Genomic DNA, 15,787 nt, shown 5'->3' with positions numbered 1-15,787 from the left:
GATCGCAATAGCATAGCCGATTCGCGCGCAGCGCAACAGCACTTCGATTCCGGCAGGCGTAAATCCCGCGCTTCGCCGCTGGCGCGAAATTATGCGTACCGTGGCGTATCCGGCAGAGTGCGTCGTCATTCGCGGCTACTATTAGAAGTGGTTACCGCGCTTTTAGCAAATCCTGGAGGGAGTAAGATGAACAAGGTTGCTCGAATTTATCGCGAACTGCTGGCATCGCTCACCGAGCGTCTGCGTAACGGCGAACGTGACATTGACGCGCTGGTTGCCAGCGCGCGCAAACGGATGATGGAGGCGGGGGAGTTGACCCGCATTGAAGTGGAAGAAACCACCCGTGCGGTGCGCCGCGATCTTGAAGAATTCGCCCGTAGCTATGGTGAAAGCCGTGAAGACGACGACAGTGTTTTTATGCGCGTTATTAAAGAAAGCCTGTGGCAGGAACTGGCGGATATTACGGATAAAACTCAACTGGAATGGCGCGAGGTATTTGAGGATCTGAACCACCACGGCGTCTATCACAGCGGCGAGGTGGTGGGGCTTGGGAATTTGGTGTGTGAAAACTGCCGCCATCATCAGGCCTTTTATACCCCGGAGGTGCTGACGCCGTGCCCGAAGTGCGGTCATACGCAGTTTCATCGCCACGCGTTTGAGCCATAAAATGGCGGTGGGCGCGTATCCAGGCTTGCCGGAAAGGGGGAGCTACATGTCGGGCCGAATAACTCCGGCCCGACGTGTAAGAAAATTAACGCATCCTGGTGAGATTTAAAAATGGCATAACGCTGATTTTGCTCTCTTTGTTATTTAATTAAGCGGGTTAGTGAAGTATTTTGGCGAGGAATTCTTTTGCACGCGGCGACTGGGGGGTGTCAAAGAACGCGTCTTTCAGGGAGTCCTCAACGATTTTACCTTCGTCCATAAAAATAACCCGGTTTGCCACTTTCCGGGCGAAGCCCATTTCATGGGTAACGACCATCATTGTCATGCCTTCATGCGCCAGTTCCACCATGACATCAAGCACTTCGTTGATCATTTCAGGGTCGAGCGCCGAGGTTGGTTCGTCAAACAGCATAGCGACCGGATCCATGCACAGCGCGCGAGCAATGGCCACGCGCTGCTGTTGCCCGCCGGAAAGCTGGGCCGGGTATTTTTCCGCATGCGCCGTCAGCCCTACGCGCTCTAACAATTTTTGCCCTTTCTTGCGTGATTCCTCTTTGCTGCGCCCGATGACTTTCACCTGCGCCAGCGTGAGATTTTCAATAATAGATAAGTGCGCAAACAGCTCAAAGTGCTGAAACACCATGCCCACGTGCGAGCGCAGGCGCGCCAGATTGGTATGTTTGTCGGTAACGACCGTACCGTCGACGACAATCTTGCCGCGTTGCACCGGTTCAAGGCCATTTACCGTTTTAATCAGCGTTGATTTGCCGGAGCCGGATGGGCCGCATACCACGACCACCTCGCCTTTTTTAACCGCTGTGGTGCAGTCGGTCAATACCTGAAATTGCCCATACCATTTTGAAACGTTGTTTAGGGTAATCATGTTACCGTCCTTTTTTTCAGCCAGTTGACCAGCAGTGAAGCGCTGAGGCTAATCACAAAATATACGGCGCCCGCAAACAGGATCATCTCCACCTGCGTGCCGTCGCGCTCGCCGATGGTGGAGGCAGTGCGAAAGAAATCCGCCAGACTCAGTACGTAAACCAGCGAGGTATCCTGAAACAATACGATCCCCTGGGTGAGAAGTAGCGGCACCATTGCGCGAAACGCCTGCGGCAGGATAATAAGCTTCATGGACTGCCAGTGGGTCATGCCGAGCGCCAGCGCGGCGCTGGACTGGCCGCGTGAAATACTTTGAATGCCCGCGCGGATGATTTCTGAATAATAGGCGGCTTCAAACAAAGAGAAAGCCACCATAGCGGAAATCAGTCGGATATCGGTTTTCGGCGACAGCCCCAGTACCTGTTGCAAAAAGCCCGGCACGATGAGGTAAAACCACAGCAGCACCATCACCAGCGGCACCGAGCGAAACACGTTAACGTAGGCGCTGGCAAACCCGCTTATCAACCTGATGCTGGACAGGCGCATCACCGCCAGCAGCGTTCCCCAGGCAATGCCCGTCACCACTGCCGTTACGGTGATTTTCAGCGTAATAATCATGCCGTTTAACAAATACGGTAGGGAAGGGGCGATGGAACTCCAGTCAAACTCGTACATTATTTGCCTCCCATATTGCCCGGCAGGCGTACTTTACGTTCAACCAGGTGCATCGCCAGCATGATGAAGGCATTGATCAGCACATAGGCCAGCGTGATAGCGCTAAAGGATTCCCAGGCGTGGGCGGAATAGTCGAGTAGTTTGCCTGCCTGCGCCGCCATATCCACCAGCCCGATGGTGGAGGCGATAGCGGAATTCTTAACGAGATTCATCATCTCCGAGGTCACAGGAGGAACAATAATGCGATACGCGTTAGGCAGCAGCACGTAACGATAGGTTTGCGTGAGCGTCAGCCCCATCGCCAGCCCGGCGTCCTTTTGCCCGCGCGGCAGCGACTGGATAGCCGCGCGCACCTGTTCGCACACGCGGGCGGCGGTAAATAGCCCAAGGCAGAGCATTGAGGAGACAAAAAACTGCACGTCAGGATCCAGCTCGGCCTTAAACCACATACCGATATTTTTCGGCAGCAGTTCAGGTATGACCAGATACCAGGTGAAAAATTGCACGATCAGCGGTACGTTGCGAAACAGCTCCACATATAGCGTGCCGAGAGCGGAAAGAAAGCGGTTTGGGACGGTGCGCAGGATACCAAATAGCGAACCTACCAAAAAAGCGATAATCCAGGACATGACAGACAGCGCCACGGTGACCTGAAAACCACTCCACAACCAGCCAAGGTAAGTAGTATTGCCGAACGGGGCGGGTTGTAAAAATATCCCCCAGCTCCAGTCTATAGACATAAACGCGCTCCAGAAATGAAGGCCTGGCCCAGGCTGGCGGAAGCTGTGCGTGCTTTCTCCCGCTTAATATGGCCTGGAGAAAGAAGCATAAGGTTCCGGCGGCGGCCATATTCAGAATAGCAATGCGTGCCGGCAGCAAGGCGAGCGGCCTGGCCTGAAACTCAGCTTAAGGCCGCTGGCGTTTAATTCATTGCCTTATCGTTGGGTTGTTTAAACAGCGCTTTCATGTCGTCAGACAATTCGAAATTGAGGTTGAGATTTTTGGGGGGGATGGGGCGCTTAAACCATTTATCAAACCAATTCGCCGCTTTGCCGGACGTCTGTATTTGGGCAATGGTATCGTCAACGACTTTTTTGAATTCAGGATCGCCTTTACGCAGCATACATCCGTAGGCTTCTTTGGACTGCGGCGTACCGACAATTTCCCAGTTGTCGGGTTTCTTCGCTTTAGCGCGCTCGCCGGCCAGCAGGGCATCGTCCATCATAAACGCGTAGGCGCGGCCGCTTTCCAGCGTGCGAAAGGAGTCGCCGTGATCCTTAGCGCTGATAATACGCATATTCAGTTTCTTATCGTCGTTAAGTTTGTGCAGCAGAACTTCTGACGTCGTTCCGGAAGTCACGACTACAGCTTTGTCCTTCAGGTCGTCAAAATCGTTAATATCGCCGCCCTTCTTCACCAACAGCCGGGTGCCGACCACAAAGATAGTATCGGAGAAGGCTGCCTGTTTCTGGCGTTCCAGGTTATTAGTGGTAGAACCACATTCAAAATCATAAGTGCCGTTTTGCAGCAGCGGAATACGGTTCTGGGACGTGATGGGGATAAGCTTGACCTGCAAATCGGGCTTGTTCAGCCTCTTTTTGATGGCTTCTACGATGGCGCTGGAGTAGTCCTGAGAGTAACCAACCACTTTTTGTTGATTATCGTAATATGAAAAAGGCACGGAAGACTCACGATGGCCAACCACAATAACGCCGTTTTTGGCGATTTTTGCAAGCGTAGCGCTTTCTGCCGCCTGCCGATCTGCGGCCTGCGCCACGCCCGCGCCAAGGCTCAGCGCCAGGATTGTTGTGGTTAATGTACGTAATGGCATATCCACTCCTTATTGTTGCGCCAGGCTGGCGCTGATACCGTATGTACTGTTTGTTGTTGTGATAGCGGTTGCGGCCGTTAACAGGCTGCGACCCGGCCTCTCTTTATCCTGGTTTACTGTAAATATTTTGCTAATTATTTGTGTGTTTTTGCGAGGCGCGCCGCACCGTCACGTGGCTAACCAGGCAGGGACAGTTGCGTGTGACCGTAGTATTGAACGGTGTCTGTGCGGCAGCGTGAAACCTGTCACCGCAATGTGGCGCTTATTCATCAGCCGGTGACGGGAAATTTTTGTGATCGGTTACGGTATTTTTTAAGCATTAATAATTTGTGTCTGAAGATATTTTATTTTCCCTGAAGCTTGTCATCGCTGGTTTTTAATTCTTCCGCCTGCCGTTACGGCGTGAAGATATCCGCTAAGGCATGTTTCCCCTTCTTTACAAACTTTTCCGGCTGATTTATATACTTTCCGGATAGTTTTTAGGGTCGCTTTACGGACTAAATGCCATACAGAATAACTAATGGGTGTGTCACGCATGACGGGCCAGGACGAAAAGGCCACGGGTATATCTGAAGCTCCTCATTCCCGAACCACCCCTGACACAGGAGGTCAGCCCGGATGGATAATGCCTTGCCCCGCTTTTTTAGCCGCAACCGCCAGCGGTTGAGCGTACAAAACTGCGCCGTCCCTCTTTATGTACTGGCTCTGGAAGCCCGGGCATTCCTCAACCGTCCGTTTTGCTGGGTAATTGGCCGGCGCACCCAAACATTGCAGCAGACGACGGGGGTGCCGGGGGCGTTCAGCGATGAGCTGGCGTTATGGGACAGGCAGACGCGCGCGTCGCTTCAGCAGGCGTGTGAGCGCGATTTCAGGGAGGAAAAAGTCAATGCGCTGTGATTTTTGCGATAAAAAAGGGCTGGCGGTGCTGCCGGTCAGGCCGGCGGTGGTGCGCTGTGAGGTGGGGGCGCCCGCGCTGGCGGCGGAAATTAAGCCGGCCGTGCCGGCGCGCGCTAAAGTGACCTACACCTGCCGCCTGCTGCGGGAAGGCTATCTCTATGTCTGGGATGAAAAGCGCCGCCGCTGGACGGACTACCTCGTTACCGGCGAAGGATACTTCAGACGTACCGATGCGGCGCTACCGGTAGTGGACGCCCCTTCCTGTATTCGCCCCTGCGCCGGCAAAAAAGATGAGGTGGCGAAAGCCAGCTTTATCACACTGCCCGTTTCCCTGAATGCGGAAAATCATGGCCGCTTCTGGTTTGCCTGGTCTGACTACCCCTGGACGCCCGTGGTGCGTCAGGCCCATGAACAGGCGGGCTGGCGTGAAAGGCATATGCAGTGTTTTGACCTGGCGGCCTGGCTGAAAGAGCGCAGGGGGCCGCAGGCGCTGCCGCTGAGTCAGTTGCAGGAGACGGTGGCGGAATATGTTCCGGCGCTGGCGCAGGGCGGGGGATTTGATTTTCTCTCGGCCCCCTGGCTGGCGCGGGATGACGATGCCGCGCGGTACCTGCTGGAAACGGCCGTGAGCGTGTCGTCGCAGCCGCCGCTGCGCGTTGACCCGACGCTGCCTGTGATGCTGGCGCTTTGCGATGCCACCGCCGTGGCGCGCGACCTGGCGCAGATACTGGCGCAGGCCCCGGATGAATCACTGGAATACTGCCGCAACAGCGGCGGGTTCAGCGACTTTGACAGGGAAATGAAGCTGCACGCCATGATTGAAACAATGCGATACAGCGTGCAGGAAAGCGAAAAAATGTTTATCACGCAGGAAATGAAGCGGCGTGAAGAGCGGGCGTCGGCCGGGTATGTAACGGGCGCCTTCGGGGAAATGCAGTATGTGCCCATGACGGCGCAGACGCGGCGCGTCGTAGCGGAAATGATACACGACGCTGCAAAAAAGCAGTTTGAAAACTGGAGCAGCGAGAGCTGGCCGCGCTATCAGGAATATTACAGGGTAGCTGAACAGCGGCGGTTTGAAACCAAAGTCAGGCAGGCGATGGATGTGTTTTACGCCACGCATACCGGGCCGCTGACGGAGATGTATCTTGAACAGCTCCGCCATCCCACCTTCATTCGTTTTTTTGAGCATAATTTTGACCCCACGGACATCGCGGGCGGCGCGCACTATTCGCTGACGCTCGGGCTTTGCCTGCTGGGCGGGCAGCAGGAGGGGCGCTGTTTTGAATTTTATCGCGAGCGGCTGCAGGGCGACCCGGAGGACCCTGAAAACCCGTTTCTGCGCGCCTGGCTGCTCAACCAGGATTCGCTTGCGCAGATGATAAAGCGCTCAGCCCCGACGCAGGTGGCGATGAGCCATGTGCACGAACTGCCCTGGAGCGCGATGATTGGCGCTTATGCGTCCTGGCTTGGCGAGCTGGGGAGCAGGAAAGAGTTGCTGAATACGCTGAGTATACCGCTGACGGGGGTGCTGCTTTCCCTGCTGGGGGAGATGGGTGAAAAAGGCGTGTCGCGTTTTATTGTTCTGCTGAGCGTAAGAACAGAAGCGCCGCTGGCGTATTTTGAGCGGCAGGGCAGGCGCAGGGAACTGTCGGAAAAACTCTCGCGCCTGCTGTTAAATCATCTTTTTGACGGAGAGGGGCTGTCGCCGGCGAAAAGGGTACAGGCGCGTGAGCGCTTTGTGCGGCAGGTGACGTCGCGGCCGGATACGCAGGAGATGGTGAAGCTGCTGGAAAAGGAAATGCTGCAAAAAGAGGCCAGCGGCATAAACTTACAGGGCGAGGCGAGACAGGGTTATCTGATGCTTCTTCAGGATGAGATGGACGACGCCCTGAAGGGCAGGAGCGTGGATGAGCGGCTGGCGTGGGCAAAGGAGAGGGCGATGAGCGGGGATATGGCGGAAGATTTTCTGCTGAAACGGCGGCTGACGCGGGCCTCGCTGGGGGGCAATGTGGTCTCGGTGCTTTTTCAACTGGCGGCGGTGGGGCTGATGGTGAAGCAGGAGCAGAGCTGGTACGGCGGTGTGAAGACGCCGGCGGCGCAGCGCCTGACGGCGACCTGGGCGGGGATAGCGGGCAGCACGCTGGAAACCGCGGCCGGAATGATCCAGTTTCATATGATGCGCGGAATGCGGGCGGCCAGGCCGTGGGTGAAAGTGTTGGGTAGATTAGGGAAGGGGCTTGGGTTAGCGGCTTCGGGGTTTATTGCGTGGCTTGATATATTAGAGGGATGGAAACAATGGACTTTAGGCCATCAGATGTTAGCTAGCTTTTATTGGACTTCTGCTGGTTTGGGATTCATTGGACTTATTTTTATTTTTATGGGTTTACCAATGTTGGGAATTGTTCTGGGAATAATGATCTTAGGTGTGGCATACCTGATTGAATATTTTAAACCTAACGATATGCAAAACTGGCTGTCGCGTACATACTGGGGCGTTGCTGACCCTGATAATAAGGAGCAGCCCTTTATAACGGGTCAGCAGGAAGAAGATGGCTTTAATCAACTCTGGCAGCCTCCTGCCAGCATAAAACGGTAAAGGGACAGAATGCGGCAAATAAAGGATTTACATCTTAAGTTTACGGTCGATCGCGTCCTGTCCCGCGAAGAGCTGGCGAATCACCGCGGCCTGTATCAGGGTTCACGCTATCCCTACAGCGAAAGAGAGCTGATGGATAATATGCAGTTGATACGGATGAACTCTACTTATCTGGAGACCGTGGATGTGCATTACCGGGAAAGAGGAGCCTTTACTTTTGTTGGATTGTTTATTAGTTTTCTGAGCCTCATTTTTTTTGTGATGAGCGCCTGGAAATTTGGCGTTTTAATGTCAGACTGGTGGCCTGCTTTATATATTTTTTTAATTTTTTCGCCTGTGGAAATAATGTGTGGTTTTCTTATGCGGCGAGAATGTTTTAAATATACCCATTACCCCATTCGCTTTAACCGCCGTAGTCAGGAGGTACATCTCTTTCGTAATAATGGCGAGGCCACCACCTATAGCTGGAATGATATTTTTTTCACCAGGGTGCTGCGTAAGCCGCACGGTTTCTCTTCGAATATGTGGTATCTGTGCGGGATAATATTTGCTGAAGATAAAATAACCGTGCGCGATATGTTCACCGTCAGCTTTTATGGCCCGGAGGAGGAGTATGTGTATCGCTTCTGGGAGCTGGTGCGCCGCTATATGGAAGACGAAGAGGGCGTGCGCGAAGTGGCGGACGGCGTGGGCTGGTTCCTGCCGATAGTCAAACGCCGGGAGCCGTTCTGGCTGGGGTTCCGTATGCAGATGATACAGTATGGCTGGGCGGCCATACCGATGTCGCCCTATGTGCTGCTGGAGAGCGTGGGCCGCTGGGTATCCTTTCGCACCAGCAAAATCCCGCAGTGGCCGGAGGAGATTGAGGCGCGGTGCGAAATAGCGCCGGAGGACCCGTACAACTTTGACAGCAGCAGCGTGGACGAGCTGCGCTGGGAGTGGAGCAACCTGCTGTTCTGGCGGCTGAAGAAAATGCGCTCGGTTACGGGCAAGGAGTGGGACGTGTAAAGTAAAGCCGGCATGTCGTGTTGCGGTTGTGAAGAAGTATGTACGAAGCTACGAAACGTTATCTGCTCACTTCTGTTACTGGCCGCTGGCGTAAAAGCGCTGCTTCAGCAGGTTTTTTACGCCAGCGGACCATGCTTACGATACTTAACCGGACGGCGTTTTTCGTGATAATACCGCTTAGCGCGTGAAACGGCGGTTTAGCATTAGCGCGCCTGCGCCGAAAAGAAGAGCGATGGTCCACAGCGGCCAGCCGCCCATGCGTGCATACGGCGTAAGCCCGCGGGTTGGCGTAACCTGCGCGCTCAGCACTTCGCGCACAAACTGCGGGATGGCTTTTTGCACGCTCCCGTCTGCGCCAATGACCGCCGTAACGCCATTATTGGTGCTGCGTAACAGCGGGCGCGCCAGTTCCAGCGCCCGCATACGCGCCATCTGGAAATGCTGCCACGGGCCGATGGAGTGACCGAACCAGGCATCGTTAGAAACCGTCAACAGTACATCGGTATCCGGGCGGAAATTATCCCTTACCTGTTCGCCAAGTACGATTTCATAGCAGATGGCCGCCGTGAGTTTAATGCCGTGCGCCTCCAGCGGCGGTTGAACGCGCGGGCCTCGGCTGAAGGAAGACATCGGCAGGTCGAAAAACGGCGCCAGCGGACGCAGAATTGCTTCCAGCGGTACGAACTCGCCAAACGGCACAAGATGGTTTTTATTGTAGCGATCGCGGGACGCGTAGCTGTACGGACTGCCTTCGCCGAGCGTGATGATGCTGTTATAAGTGTCATAACGGTTCTGGTTGTTGAGGCGTGCATCGACGATGCCGGTGAGCAATGTGCTGCGGTGTTCGCGCAGTAAACCGTCAAGCGATTTCAAAAAGCGCTGTTGGTTGATTTCCAGATCCGGTATGGCTGACTCCGGCCAGATAATCAGTTGCGACTGGCCCAGCACTGGCCGGGTGATATCAAGATAGACGCGCAGCGTATTAAGCAGCTCGCCTTCATCCCATTTTATCGACTGGGGGATATTTCCCTGTACCAGGCTAACGTTGAAGCTGCGCTCGTTGAGCGGCTGAAACCACTGGATATAGCGTAGCGGCCAGGGCAGCGCCAGTAGCAGAACAGCGGCCAGGGCTGGGCGCCAACTGCGCTGCGCGAGGGCAAAGGCAATAAGCCCTGCGATGATCATGAGCAGAAAATTGATCCCTTCCACCCCAAACAGCGGCGCCAGGCCCTTAAGGGGACCATCAATCTGACTGTAGCCGAACTGAAGCCACGGGAAACCGGTTAGTACCCAGCCGCGTAAAAATTCGGTGAGTTGCCACAGCGCAGGGGCCGCAAGCGCTACGCGCCAGAGGCTGGCGCGTGGCCACAGGCGGCTGAGCAGGCCCGCGAACAGACCCGTGTAGAGTGAGAGGTAAGCGGCAAGCAGCGCAACCAGGAAAACGTTAACGACGCCGGGCATACCGCCGAACTGGGCAATACTGACATACACCCAGTTAATGCCGGCGCCGAACAGGCCAAGCCCCCAAAAAAAACCGATCCAGGCGCTTTGCAGAGGGCGGCGGTTGAGCGTTAACCCCTGGAGGCCAGCCAGCGCAAGCAACGCCGCAGGCCAGATATCATACGGCGAAAAGGCCAGCGTGCCGCTGGCCCCGAAGAGTAGCGCCAGTGCTAAACGCAGGGGCTGGCGTTGGAGCAGTGAGCGGAGCGCCATAGCGTTATTCTTCCAGTCTGGGAGGCGGCGAGTCGTCCGGCAATCTGACGTGAACCTGAATAATGCGCCGGCTATCGGCCATCGCCACCTTAAACAGATAGCCGTCGATATCAATGGTTTCGCCGCGTGCGGGCAAATGGCCGAAGGCCTGCATAATCAGGCCGCCTATCGTGTCCACTTCTTCATCGCTGAAATGCGTGCCGAACGTATCGTTAAAGTCTTCGATTGAAGCCAGCGCACGCACAGTCCAGGTATGGCGACTGAGCTGGCGGAATTCGATATCGTCTTCTTCGTCGTACTCGTCTTCAATTTCACCGACGATAAGCTCAAGGATATCTTCGATGGTCACAAGACCGGAAACGCCGCCGAACTCATCAATCACGATAGCCATGTGATAGCGCTGGGAGCGGAACTCTTTGAGCATGCGATCCACACGTTTGCTTTCCGGCACCACTACAGCCGGGCGCAGTACTTTGTCCATGCTAAATGGCTCGGCGTCGCTGCGCATAAACGGCAGCAGATCCTTAGCCATCAGAATCCCTTCAATGTGATCTTTATCTTCGCTTATCACCGGGAAGCGCGAATGGGCGGATTCAATGATGACATCGAGGCATTCGTCCAGACTCTGGCTGCGCTTGAGGGTTATCATCTGAGAGCGTGGAATCATGATATCGCGCACGCGCTGGTCGGCGATATCCATGACGCCTTCAAGCATATCGCGGGTGTCCTGATCGATAAGCTCGTTTTGTTCAGAATCACGAATTAGCGCCAGCAGTTCATCGCGGTTTTTTGGCTCACCGTGGAAAAGCTGGCTAAGAATCAGGGAGAAAAAGCCCTTTTTTGTGGAGGTGTCGCTACTGTGAGAATTGTCGTCGCTCATGGCGTAAGGATAGGGATCTCATGTTGATTAATGTACTGGCGCAGCGGGTAAACGCACGCTGCGGCGGTATGATGCACCGGGCGGTTAATATTTTGCGCGCGGGCTACTCTTTCTCGGCAATGTACGGGTCGGCGTAACCAAGAGCAAGCATTATCTCTGTTTCCAGCTTTTCCATTTCTTCGGCCTCCCGGTCTTCAATATGATCGTAACCCAGCAGATGCAGGCTGCCGTGAACCACCATATGGGCCCAGTGGGCTTCCAGCGGTTTTTCCTGCTCCTGCGCTTCGCGCTCCACGACCTGGCGGCAAATCACCAGATCGCCAAGCAGCGGCAGGTCAATACCCGGCGGCGCGTCGAATGGGAAGGAAAGCACGTTGGTGGGCTTGTCTTTGCCGCGGTAGGTCAGGTTCAGGCTGTGGCTTTCGGCTTCGTCCACCAGGCGAACGGTCACTTCGGCTACCTCCTGAAACGGTATCACGGCGGCATCAAGCCAGCGTTGAAACTGAGCTTCCTGGGGAAGGCCGCTGTTGTTTTCACAGGCCAGTTGTAAATCGAGAAGCACCTGGCTCATTTGCGCTCCTGAGAACGGTTTGTCACTGCTTCATGCTTGCGTTCGTCGGCTGACTGCGCTCGGCGCTTCTGGTCGGCTTCTTCCCACGCTTCGTAGGCATTAACGATGCGCGCAACGACCGGGTGGCGCACCACGTCTTCGCTGTGAAAGAAGTTGAAGCTAATTTCTTCAACGTTAGCCAGCACTTCAATAGCGTGACGCAGGCCGGATTTGGCATTGCGCGGCAGGTCAATCTGCGTGATGTCGCCAGTGATGACCGCTTTGGAGTTAAAGCCGATACGGGTCAGGAACATTTTCATCTGTTCGATGGTGGTGTTCTGGCTTTCGTCAAGAATGATAAAGGCATCGTTTAGCGTGCGGCCACGCATATAGGCCAGCGGCGCGACTTCAATGACGTTGCGCTCAATCAGTTTTTCAACGCGCTCAAACCCCAGCATCTCAAACAGCGCATCGTACAGCGGGCGCAGATAGGGATCGACTTTCTGACTCAGATCGCCCGGCAGAAAGCCAAGCTTCTCGCCCGCCTCGACTGCCGGGCGAGTCAGCAGAATACGGCGAATTTCCTGACGCTCCAGCGCATCGACCGCGGCGGCGACGGCCAGATAGGTTTTACCGGTGCCCGCCGGGCCAATACCGAAGGTGATATCGTGATCAAGAATATGAGCGATGTACTGCGCCTGATTCGGCGTACGCGGCTTGATAACGCCGCGGCGGGTTTTAATGTTAACCGCTTTGCCGTAATCGGGAATGCTTTGCGCCGCCTGCTCCAGCACGCGAAATTCTTTTATAGCGAGATGGATTTGTTCTGGATTGATATCCTGCGTTTGCCCGCGCATGGGGGCCGTATCAATATAAAGATGGCGCAGTATATCCGTAGCGGCGCTGACGCTAAGCTGCCGCCCGGTAATCTTGAAACGGTTATCGCGGCGGCTAATTTCAATGCCCAGCCGGCTCTCCAGTTGTTTGATGTTGTCATCAAATGGCCCGCACAGGCTTAACAGGCGGGCGTTATCCGCTGGTTCAAGGGTTATTTCACGTGTTTCGATATTCAAACTGTTCCTCTTTACGTCATACAGGGCTTTGAGATGAATAATAGCGCCTGTTGCATGGAGCTAATGCGGTTTCTGGCGACAGAAGTTCAATATCTGGGCGGTGATTCAGGAATGCAAGTATTCGGCTGCAAACGCCAGTGGAACTATGCGAAGCCAGTTCCACTGACGAAAGGCGGGCCGGGCGTCAGGGCTGGTAGATGCCTACGCCGATATCGTTCTCTTTACGGGTGCGGGCAATAACGGACTCCGGCGTTTCCATCGCACGTAAATCCATGTCGTCTTCGGTGCGCACGACCTTGCCGCGCAGCGAGTTCGGGAAAACATCGACGATTTCCACATCGACAAATTTGCCGATCATATCCGGCGTGCCTTCAAAATTCACCACCCGGTTGTTTTCCGTGCGCCCGGATAGTTCCATCAGGTTCTTGCGCGACGTTCCTTCCACCAGAATACGCTGAGTGGTGCCAAGCATACGGCGGCTCCATGCCATTGCCTGCTGGTTGATGCGCTCCTGAAGAATGTACAGGCGCTGCTTTTTCTCCTCTTCCGTAACATCATCCACCATATCGGCGGCTGGCGTGCCCGGGCGAGCTGAAAAGATAAAGCTAAAGCTCATGTCGAAGTTTACGTCGGCAATCAGCTTCATCGTTTGTTCAAAATCCTGGGCGGTTTCCCCCGGGAAACCAACAATGAAATCTGAGCTGATTTGTATATCCGGCCGCGCGGCCAGCAGTTTGCGAACGATGGCCTTATATTCCAGCGCTGTGTGGGTGCGCCCCATCATATTCAGCACGCGGTCGGCGCCGCTTTGCACGGGAAGGTGCAGGAAGCTCACCAGTTCCGGCGTGTCGCGATACACATCGATAATGTCGTCGGTGAATTCAATAGGGTGGCTGGTGGTAAAACGAATGCGATCGATGCCGTCGATGGCCGCGACCAAACGCAGCAGCTCGGCAAAGGAGCAAACGCCACCGTCAAAGGCGGCGCCGCGATAGGCGTTAACGTTCTGGCCGAGCAGGTTCACTTCGCGTACGCCCTGGGCGGCAAGCTGGGCGATTTCCAGCAGAATATCGTCGCAGGGGCGACTGACTTCTTCGCCGCGCGTGTAGGGCACCACGCAATAAGTGCAGTATTTGTTGCAGCCTTCCATAATGGAGACGAAGGCGGTCGGCCCTTCGGCGCGCGGCTCCGGCAGGCGGTCGAATTTTTCGATTTCCGGGAAGCTGACGTCAATGACCGGGCTGCGATCGCCGCTGACGCGGTTGATCATTTCCGGCAAACGGTGCAGCGTCTGCGGCCCAAATATGATGTCTACATAGCGCGCGCGTTCGCGAATATGCTCGCCTTCCTGAGAGGCCACGCAGCCGCCGACGCCGATAATCAGCGCCGGATTCTTTTCCTTGAGAAGCTTCCAGCGACCTAACTGATGAAATACTTTCTCCTGGGCCTTCTCGCGAATTGAGCAGGTATTCAGTAGCAGAACGTCCGCCTCTTCAGCCACGTCGGTTAATGTAAAACCGTGAGTGGTTTCCAGCAGATCGGCCATCTTTGATGAATCATACTCGTTCATCTGACAGCCCCAGGTTTTGATGTGAAGTTTTTTTGTCATTGGTCTGGCTTATGTCATACGTCATACAAGGAATGCAGGGCGCGTATTGTAATGCTTTGGCGGCGTTGTGACCAGCAAAGCGCGCCTGCCGCGCGGCGGTGAAAAATCCGGTAGACTTAAGGGATTCGTGATTAAGGAAAAATGGCTATGGCAAATCAATCCATTGAGGTAGCGGTTGTCGGCAGCGGAATGGTTGGCGGCGCGGTGGCGCTGGGGCTGGCGCAGCGCGGGTTTCGGGTGGTTGTCGTGGAACATGACGCGCCTTGCGCCTTTAACGCGGCTTCACCGCCGGACGTGCGGGTTTCAGCTATCAGCCGCGCGTCGGTGGATTTGCTCAAATCGCTTGGCGTATGGCAGCAGGTGCGCGCTATGCGCTGTCACCCCTATCGGCGGCTGGAAACGTGGGAATGGGAAAGCGCGCACGTCGTGTTCGACGCCGCAGAGTTGAGGCTGCCGGAGCTGGGCTTTATGGTGGAAAATACGGTGTTGCAATATGCGCTGTGGCAGGCGCTGGAAGCGCACCCGCAGGTACAGCTTCGCAGCCCGGCGACCCTGACGGCAATGCATTCCCGCAGCGGCGGGCATGAGCTGATGTTTGATAACGGCGATACACTGACAGCGCAGTTAGTGATTGGCGCAGACGGCGCCTGTTCGCGCGTGCGCGCGTGGGCCGGCATTGGCGTCCACGCCTGGGAATACCGCCAGTCCTGTCTGTTAATTACCGTACGGTGTGAACATGCGCCAGGCGACAGTACCTGGCAGCACTTCACCCCCAGCGGGCCGCACGCGTTTCTCCCTTTATTTGACCATTGGGCGTCGCTTGTGTGGTACGACGCGCCGGCGCGGATTCGCCAGTTGCAGGCAATGACGATGCCGCAGTTAAAAAATGCCGTTGCCGCCGCTTTCCCCGCCCGGCTGGGAGAGGTTGACCCGATTGCCAGCGGCGCATTTTCGCTGACTCGCCGCCATGCGATGCGCTATGTTAATCCCGGCCTGGCGCTGGTGGGAGATGCGGCGCACACGATTCATCCGCTGGCCGGGCAGGGGGTGAATCTTGGCTATCGGGACGCCCGGGCGTTACTGGAGGTACTGGGTAACGCCCGGGATCGCGACGAAGAATGGCACGGTTTGCCAGTGCTTACGCGCTACCAGAATCGCCGTATGCCGGATAACTATGTGATGCAAAGCGGTATGGACCTGTTGTGTAATGGTTTTAGTCACTCCCTTGCCCCGGTACGGGTGCTGCGTAATCTGGGGCTGATGGCCGCGCAGCGCGCGGGCGCGCTTAAACGTCAGGCACTGAAATATGCGTTGGGGTTATAAGGCGCGAGACGGGATAGCGGTGAACGATGCAAACAAACAAGGCCCGCTTACGCGCTGAGGGATCCCCATAAATCAGCGCTA

General features: G+C 55.6%; 14 protein-coding genes. 5 read left to right on the top strand and 9 right to left on the bottom strand.

Annotated features, from left to right (window positions below):
* Window positions 1–186: 186 nt before the first annotated feature.
* Window positions 187–666: a zinc ribbon-containing protein gene (locus tag JJB97_RS04805; protein ID WP_238712866.1), complete on the top strand. Its 480-nt coding sequence runs from the start codon at window positions 187–189 to the stop codon at window positions 664–666.
* A gap of 157 nt (window positions 667–823) precedes the next feature.
* Here JJB97_RS04805 and JJB97_RS04800 read toward each other — a convergent pair whose 3' ends face one another.
* The 4 genes from JJB97_RS04800 to JJB97_RS04785 form a co-directional block, all read right to left on the bottom strand.
* Window positions 824–1,549: an amino acid ABC transporter ATP-binding protein gene (locus JJB97_RS04800; RefSeq protein ID WP_238712864.1), complete on the bottom strand. Its 726-nt coding sequence runs from the start codon at window positions 1,547–1,549 to the stop codon at window positions 824–826.
* On the bottom strand, window positions 1,546–2,223 hold the full coding sequence (gene gltK, locus JJB97_RS04795; protein WP_238712862.1) for a glutamate/aspartate ABC transporter permease GltK: 678 nt from the start codon (window positions 2,221–2,223) through the stop codon (window positions 1,546–1,548). Before gltK ends, JJB97_RS04800 begins: the two co-directional genes overlap by 4 nt.
* Window positions 2,223–2,963, bottom strand: a complete 741-nt coding sequence (locus tag JJB97_RS04790; RefSeq protein WP_238712860.1) for an amino acid ABC transporter permease — start codon at window positions 2,961–2,963, stop codon at window positions 2,223–2,225. Before JJB97_RS04790 ends, gltK begins: the two co-directional genes overlap by 1 nt.
* Before the next feature lie 182 nt (window positions 2,964–3,145).
* Entirely contained in the window at window positions 3,146–4,054 is a 909-nt protein-coding gene (locus JJB97_RS04785; RefSeq protein WP_238712858.1) for an amino acid ABC transporter substrate-binding protein, read from the bottom strand.
* Window positions 4,055–4,672: 618 nt separating this feature from the next.
* On the opposite strand from JJB97_RS04785, the gene JJB97_RS04780 reads away from it, so the two are divergent.
* The 3 genes from JJB97_RS04780 to JJB97_RS04770 are packed head-to-tail and all read left to right on the top strand — an operon-like array spanning window position 4,673 to window position 8,558.
* Entirely contained in the window at window positions 4,673–4,951 is a 279-nt protein-coding gene (locus tag JJB97_RS04780) for a hypothetical protein (protein WP_238712856.1), read from the top strand.
* Window positions 4,941–7,550 carry a T6SS effector BTH_I2691 family protein gene (locus JJB97_RS04775; protein ID WP_238712854.1) on the top strand — a complete coding sequence of 870 codons (2,610 nt, stop codon included), beginning with the start codon at window positions 4,941–4,943 and terminating at the stop codon, window positions 7,548–7,550. The genes JJB97_RS04780 and JJB97_RS04775 overlap by 11 nt, the downstream gene beginning before the upstream one ends.
* 9 nt (window positions 7,551–7,559) lie before the next feature.
* Complete coding sequence (locus JJB97_RS04770; protein WP_238712852.1) at window positions 7,560–8,558, top strand: DUF6708 domain-containing protein; 999 nt, start codon at window positions 7,560–7,562, stop codon at window positions 8,556–8,558.
* A gap of 177 nt (window positions 8,559–8,735) precedes the next feature.
* On the opposite strand, the gene lnt is transcribed toward JJB97_RS04770, so the two are convergent.
* The 5 genes from lnt to miaB all read right to left on the bottom strand — a co-directional run bounded on the left by lnt (window position 8,736) and on the right by miaB (window position 14,383).
* On the bottom strand, window positions 8,736–10,271 hold the full coding sequence (gene lnt / locus JJB97_RS04765; protein WP_238712851.1) for an apolipoprotein N-acyltransferase: 1,536 nt from the start codon (window positions 10,269–10,271) through the stop codon (window positions 8,736–8,738).
* 4 nt (window positions 10,272–10,275) lie between these two features.
* Window positions 10,276–11,151, bottom strand: a complete 876-nt coding sequence (gene corC / locus JJB97_RS04760; RefSeq protein WP_238712850.1) for a CNNM family magnesium/cobalt transport protein CorC — start codon at window positions 11,149–11,151, stop codon at window positions 10,276–10,278.
* 103 nt (window positions 11,152–11,254) lie between these two features.
* Window positions 11,255–11,722 (bottom strand): rRNA maturation RNase YbeY, encoded by a 468-nt coding sequence (gene ybeY / locus JJB97_RS04755; protein ID WP_238712849.1) that lies wholly within the window; start codon window positions 11,720–11,722, stop codon window positions 11,255–11,257.
* The gene (locus tag JJB97_RS04750) at window positions 11,719–12,774 is read right to left on the bottom strand and encodes a PhoH family protein (RefSeq protein ID WP_238712848.1); all 1,056 of its coding nucleotides are present in this window, start codon (window positions 12,772–12,774) and stop codon (window positions 11,719–11,721) included. The genes ybeY and JJB97_RS04750 overlap by 4 nt, the downstream gene beginning before the upstream one ends.
* 184 nt (window positions 12,775–12,958) lie before the next feature.
* A complete protein-coding gene (miaB, locus tag JJB97_RS04745; RefSeq protein ID WP_238712847.1) occupies window positions 12,959–14,383 on the bottom strand; it encodes a tRNA (N6-isopentenyl adenosine(37)-C2)-methylthiotransferase MiaB in 1,425 nt (474 codons plus the stop codon).
* 147 nt (window positions 14,384–14,530) lie between these two features.
* Between miaB and ubiF the strand changes: the two genes are divergently transcribed.
* A complete protein-coding gene (gene ubiF, locus JJB97_RS04740; RefSeq protein ID WP_238712845.1) occupies window positions 14,531–15,706 on the top strand; it encodes a 3-demethoxyubiquinol 3-hydroxylase in 1,176 nt (391 codons plus the stop codon).
* The last annotated feature ends 81 nt before the right edge of the window (window positions 15,707–15,787 follow it).

Source organism: Tenebrionibacter intestinalis, from assembly GCF_016632365.1.
In the GTDB taxonomy this organism is placed as follows: Bacteria; Pseudomonadota; Gammaproteobacteria; order Enterobacterales; family Enterobacteriaceae; genus Tenebrionibacter; species Tenebrionibacter intestinalis.
This window is presented reverse-complemented; position numbering and strand designations above follow the sequence as displayed.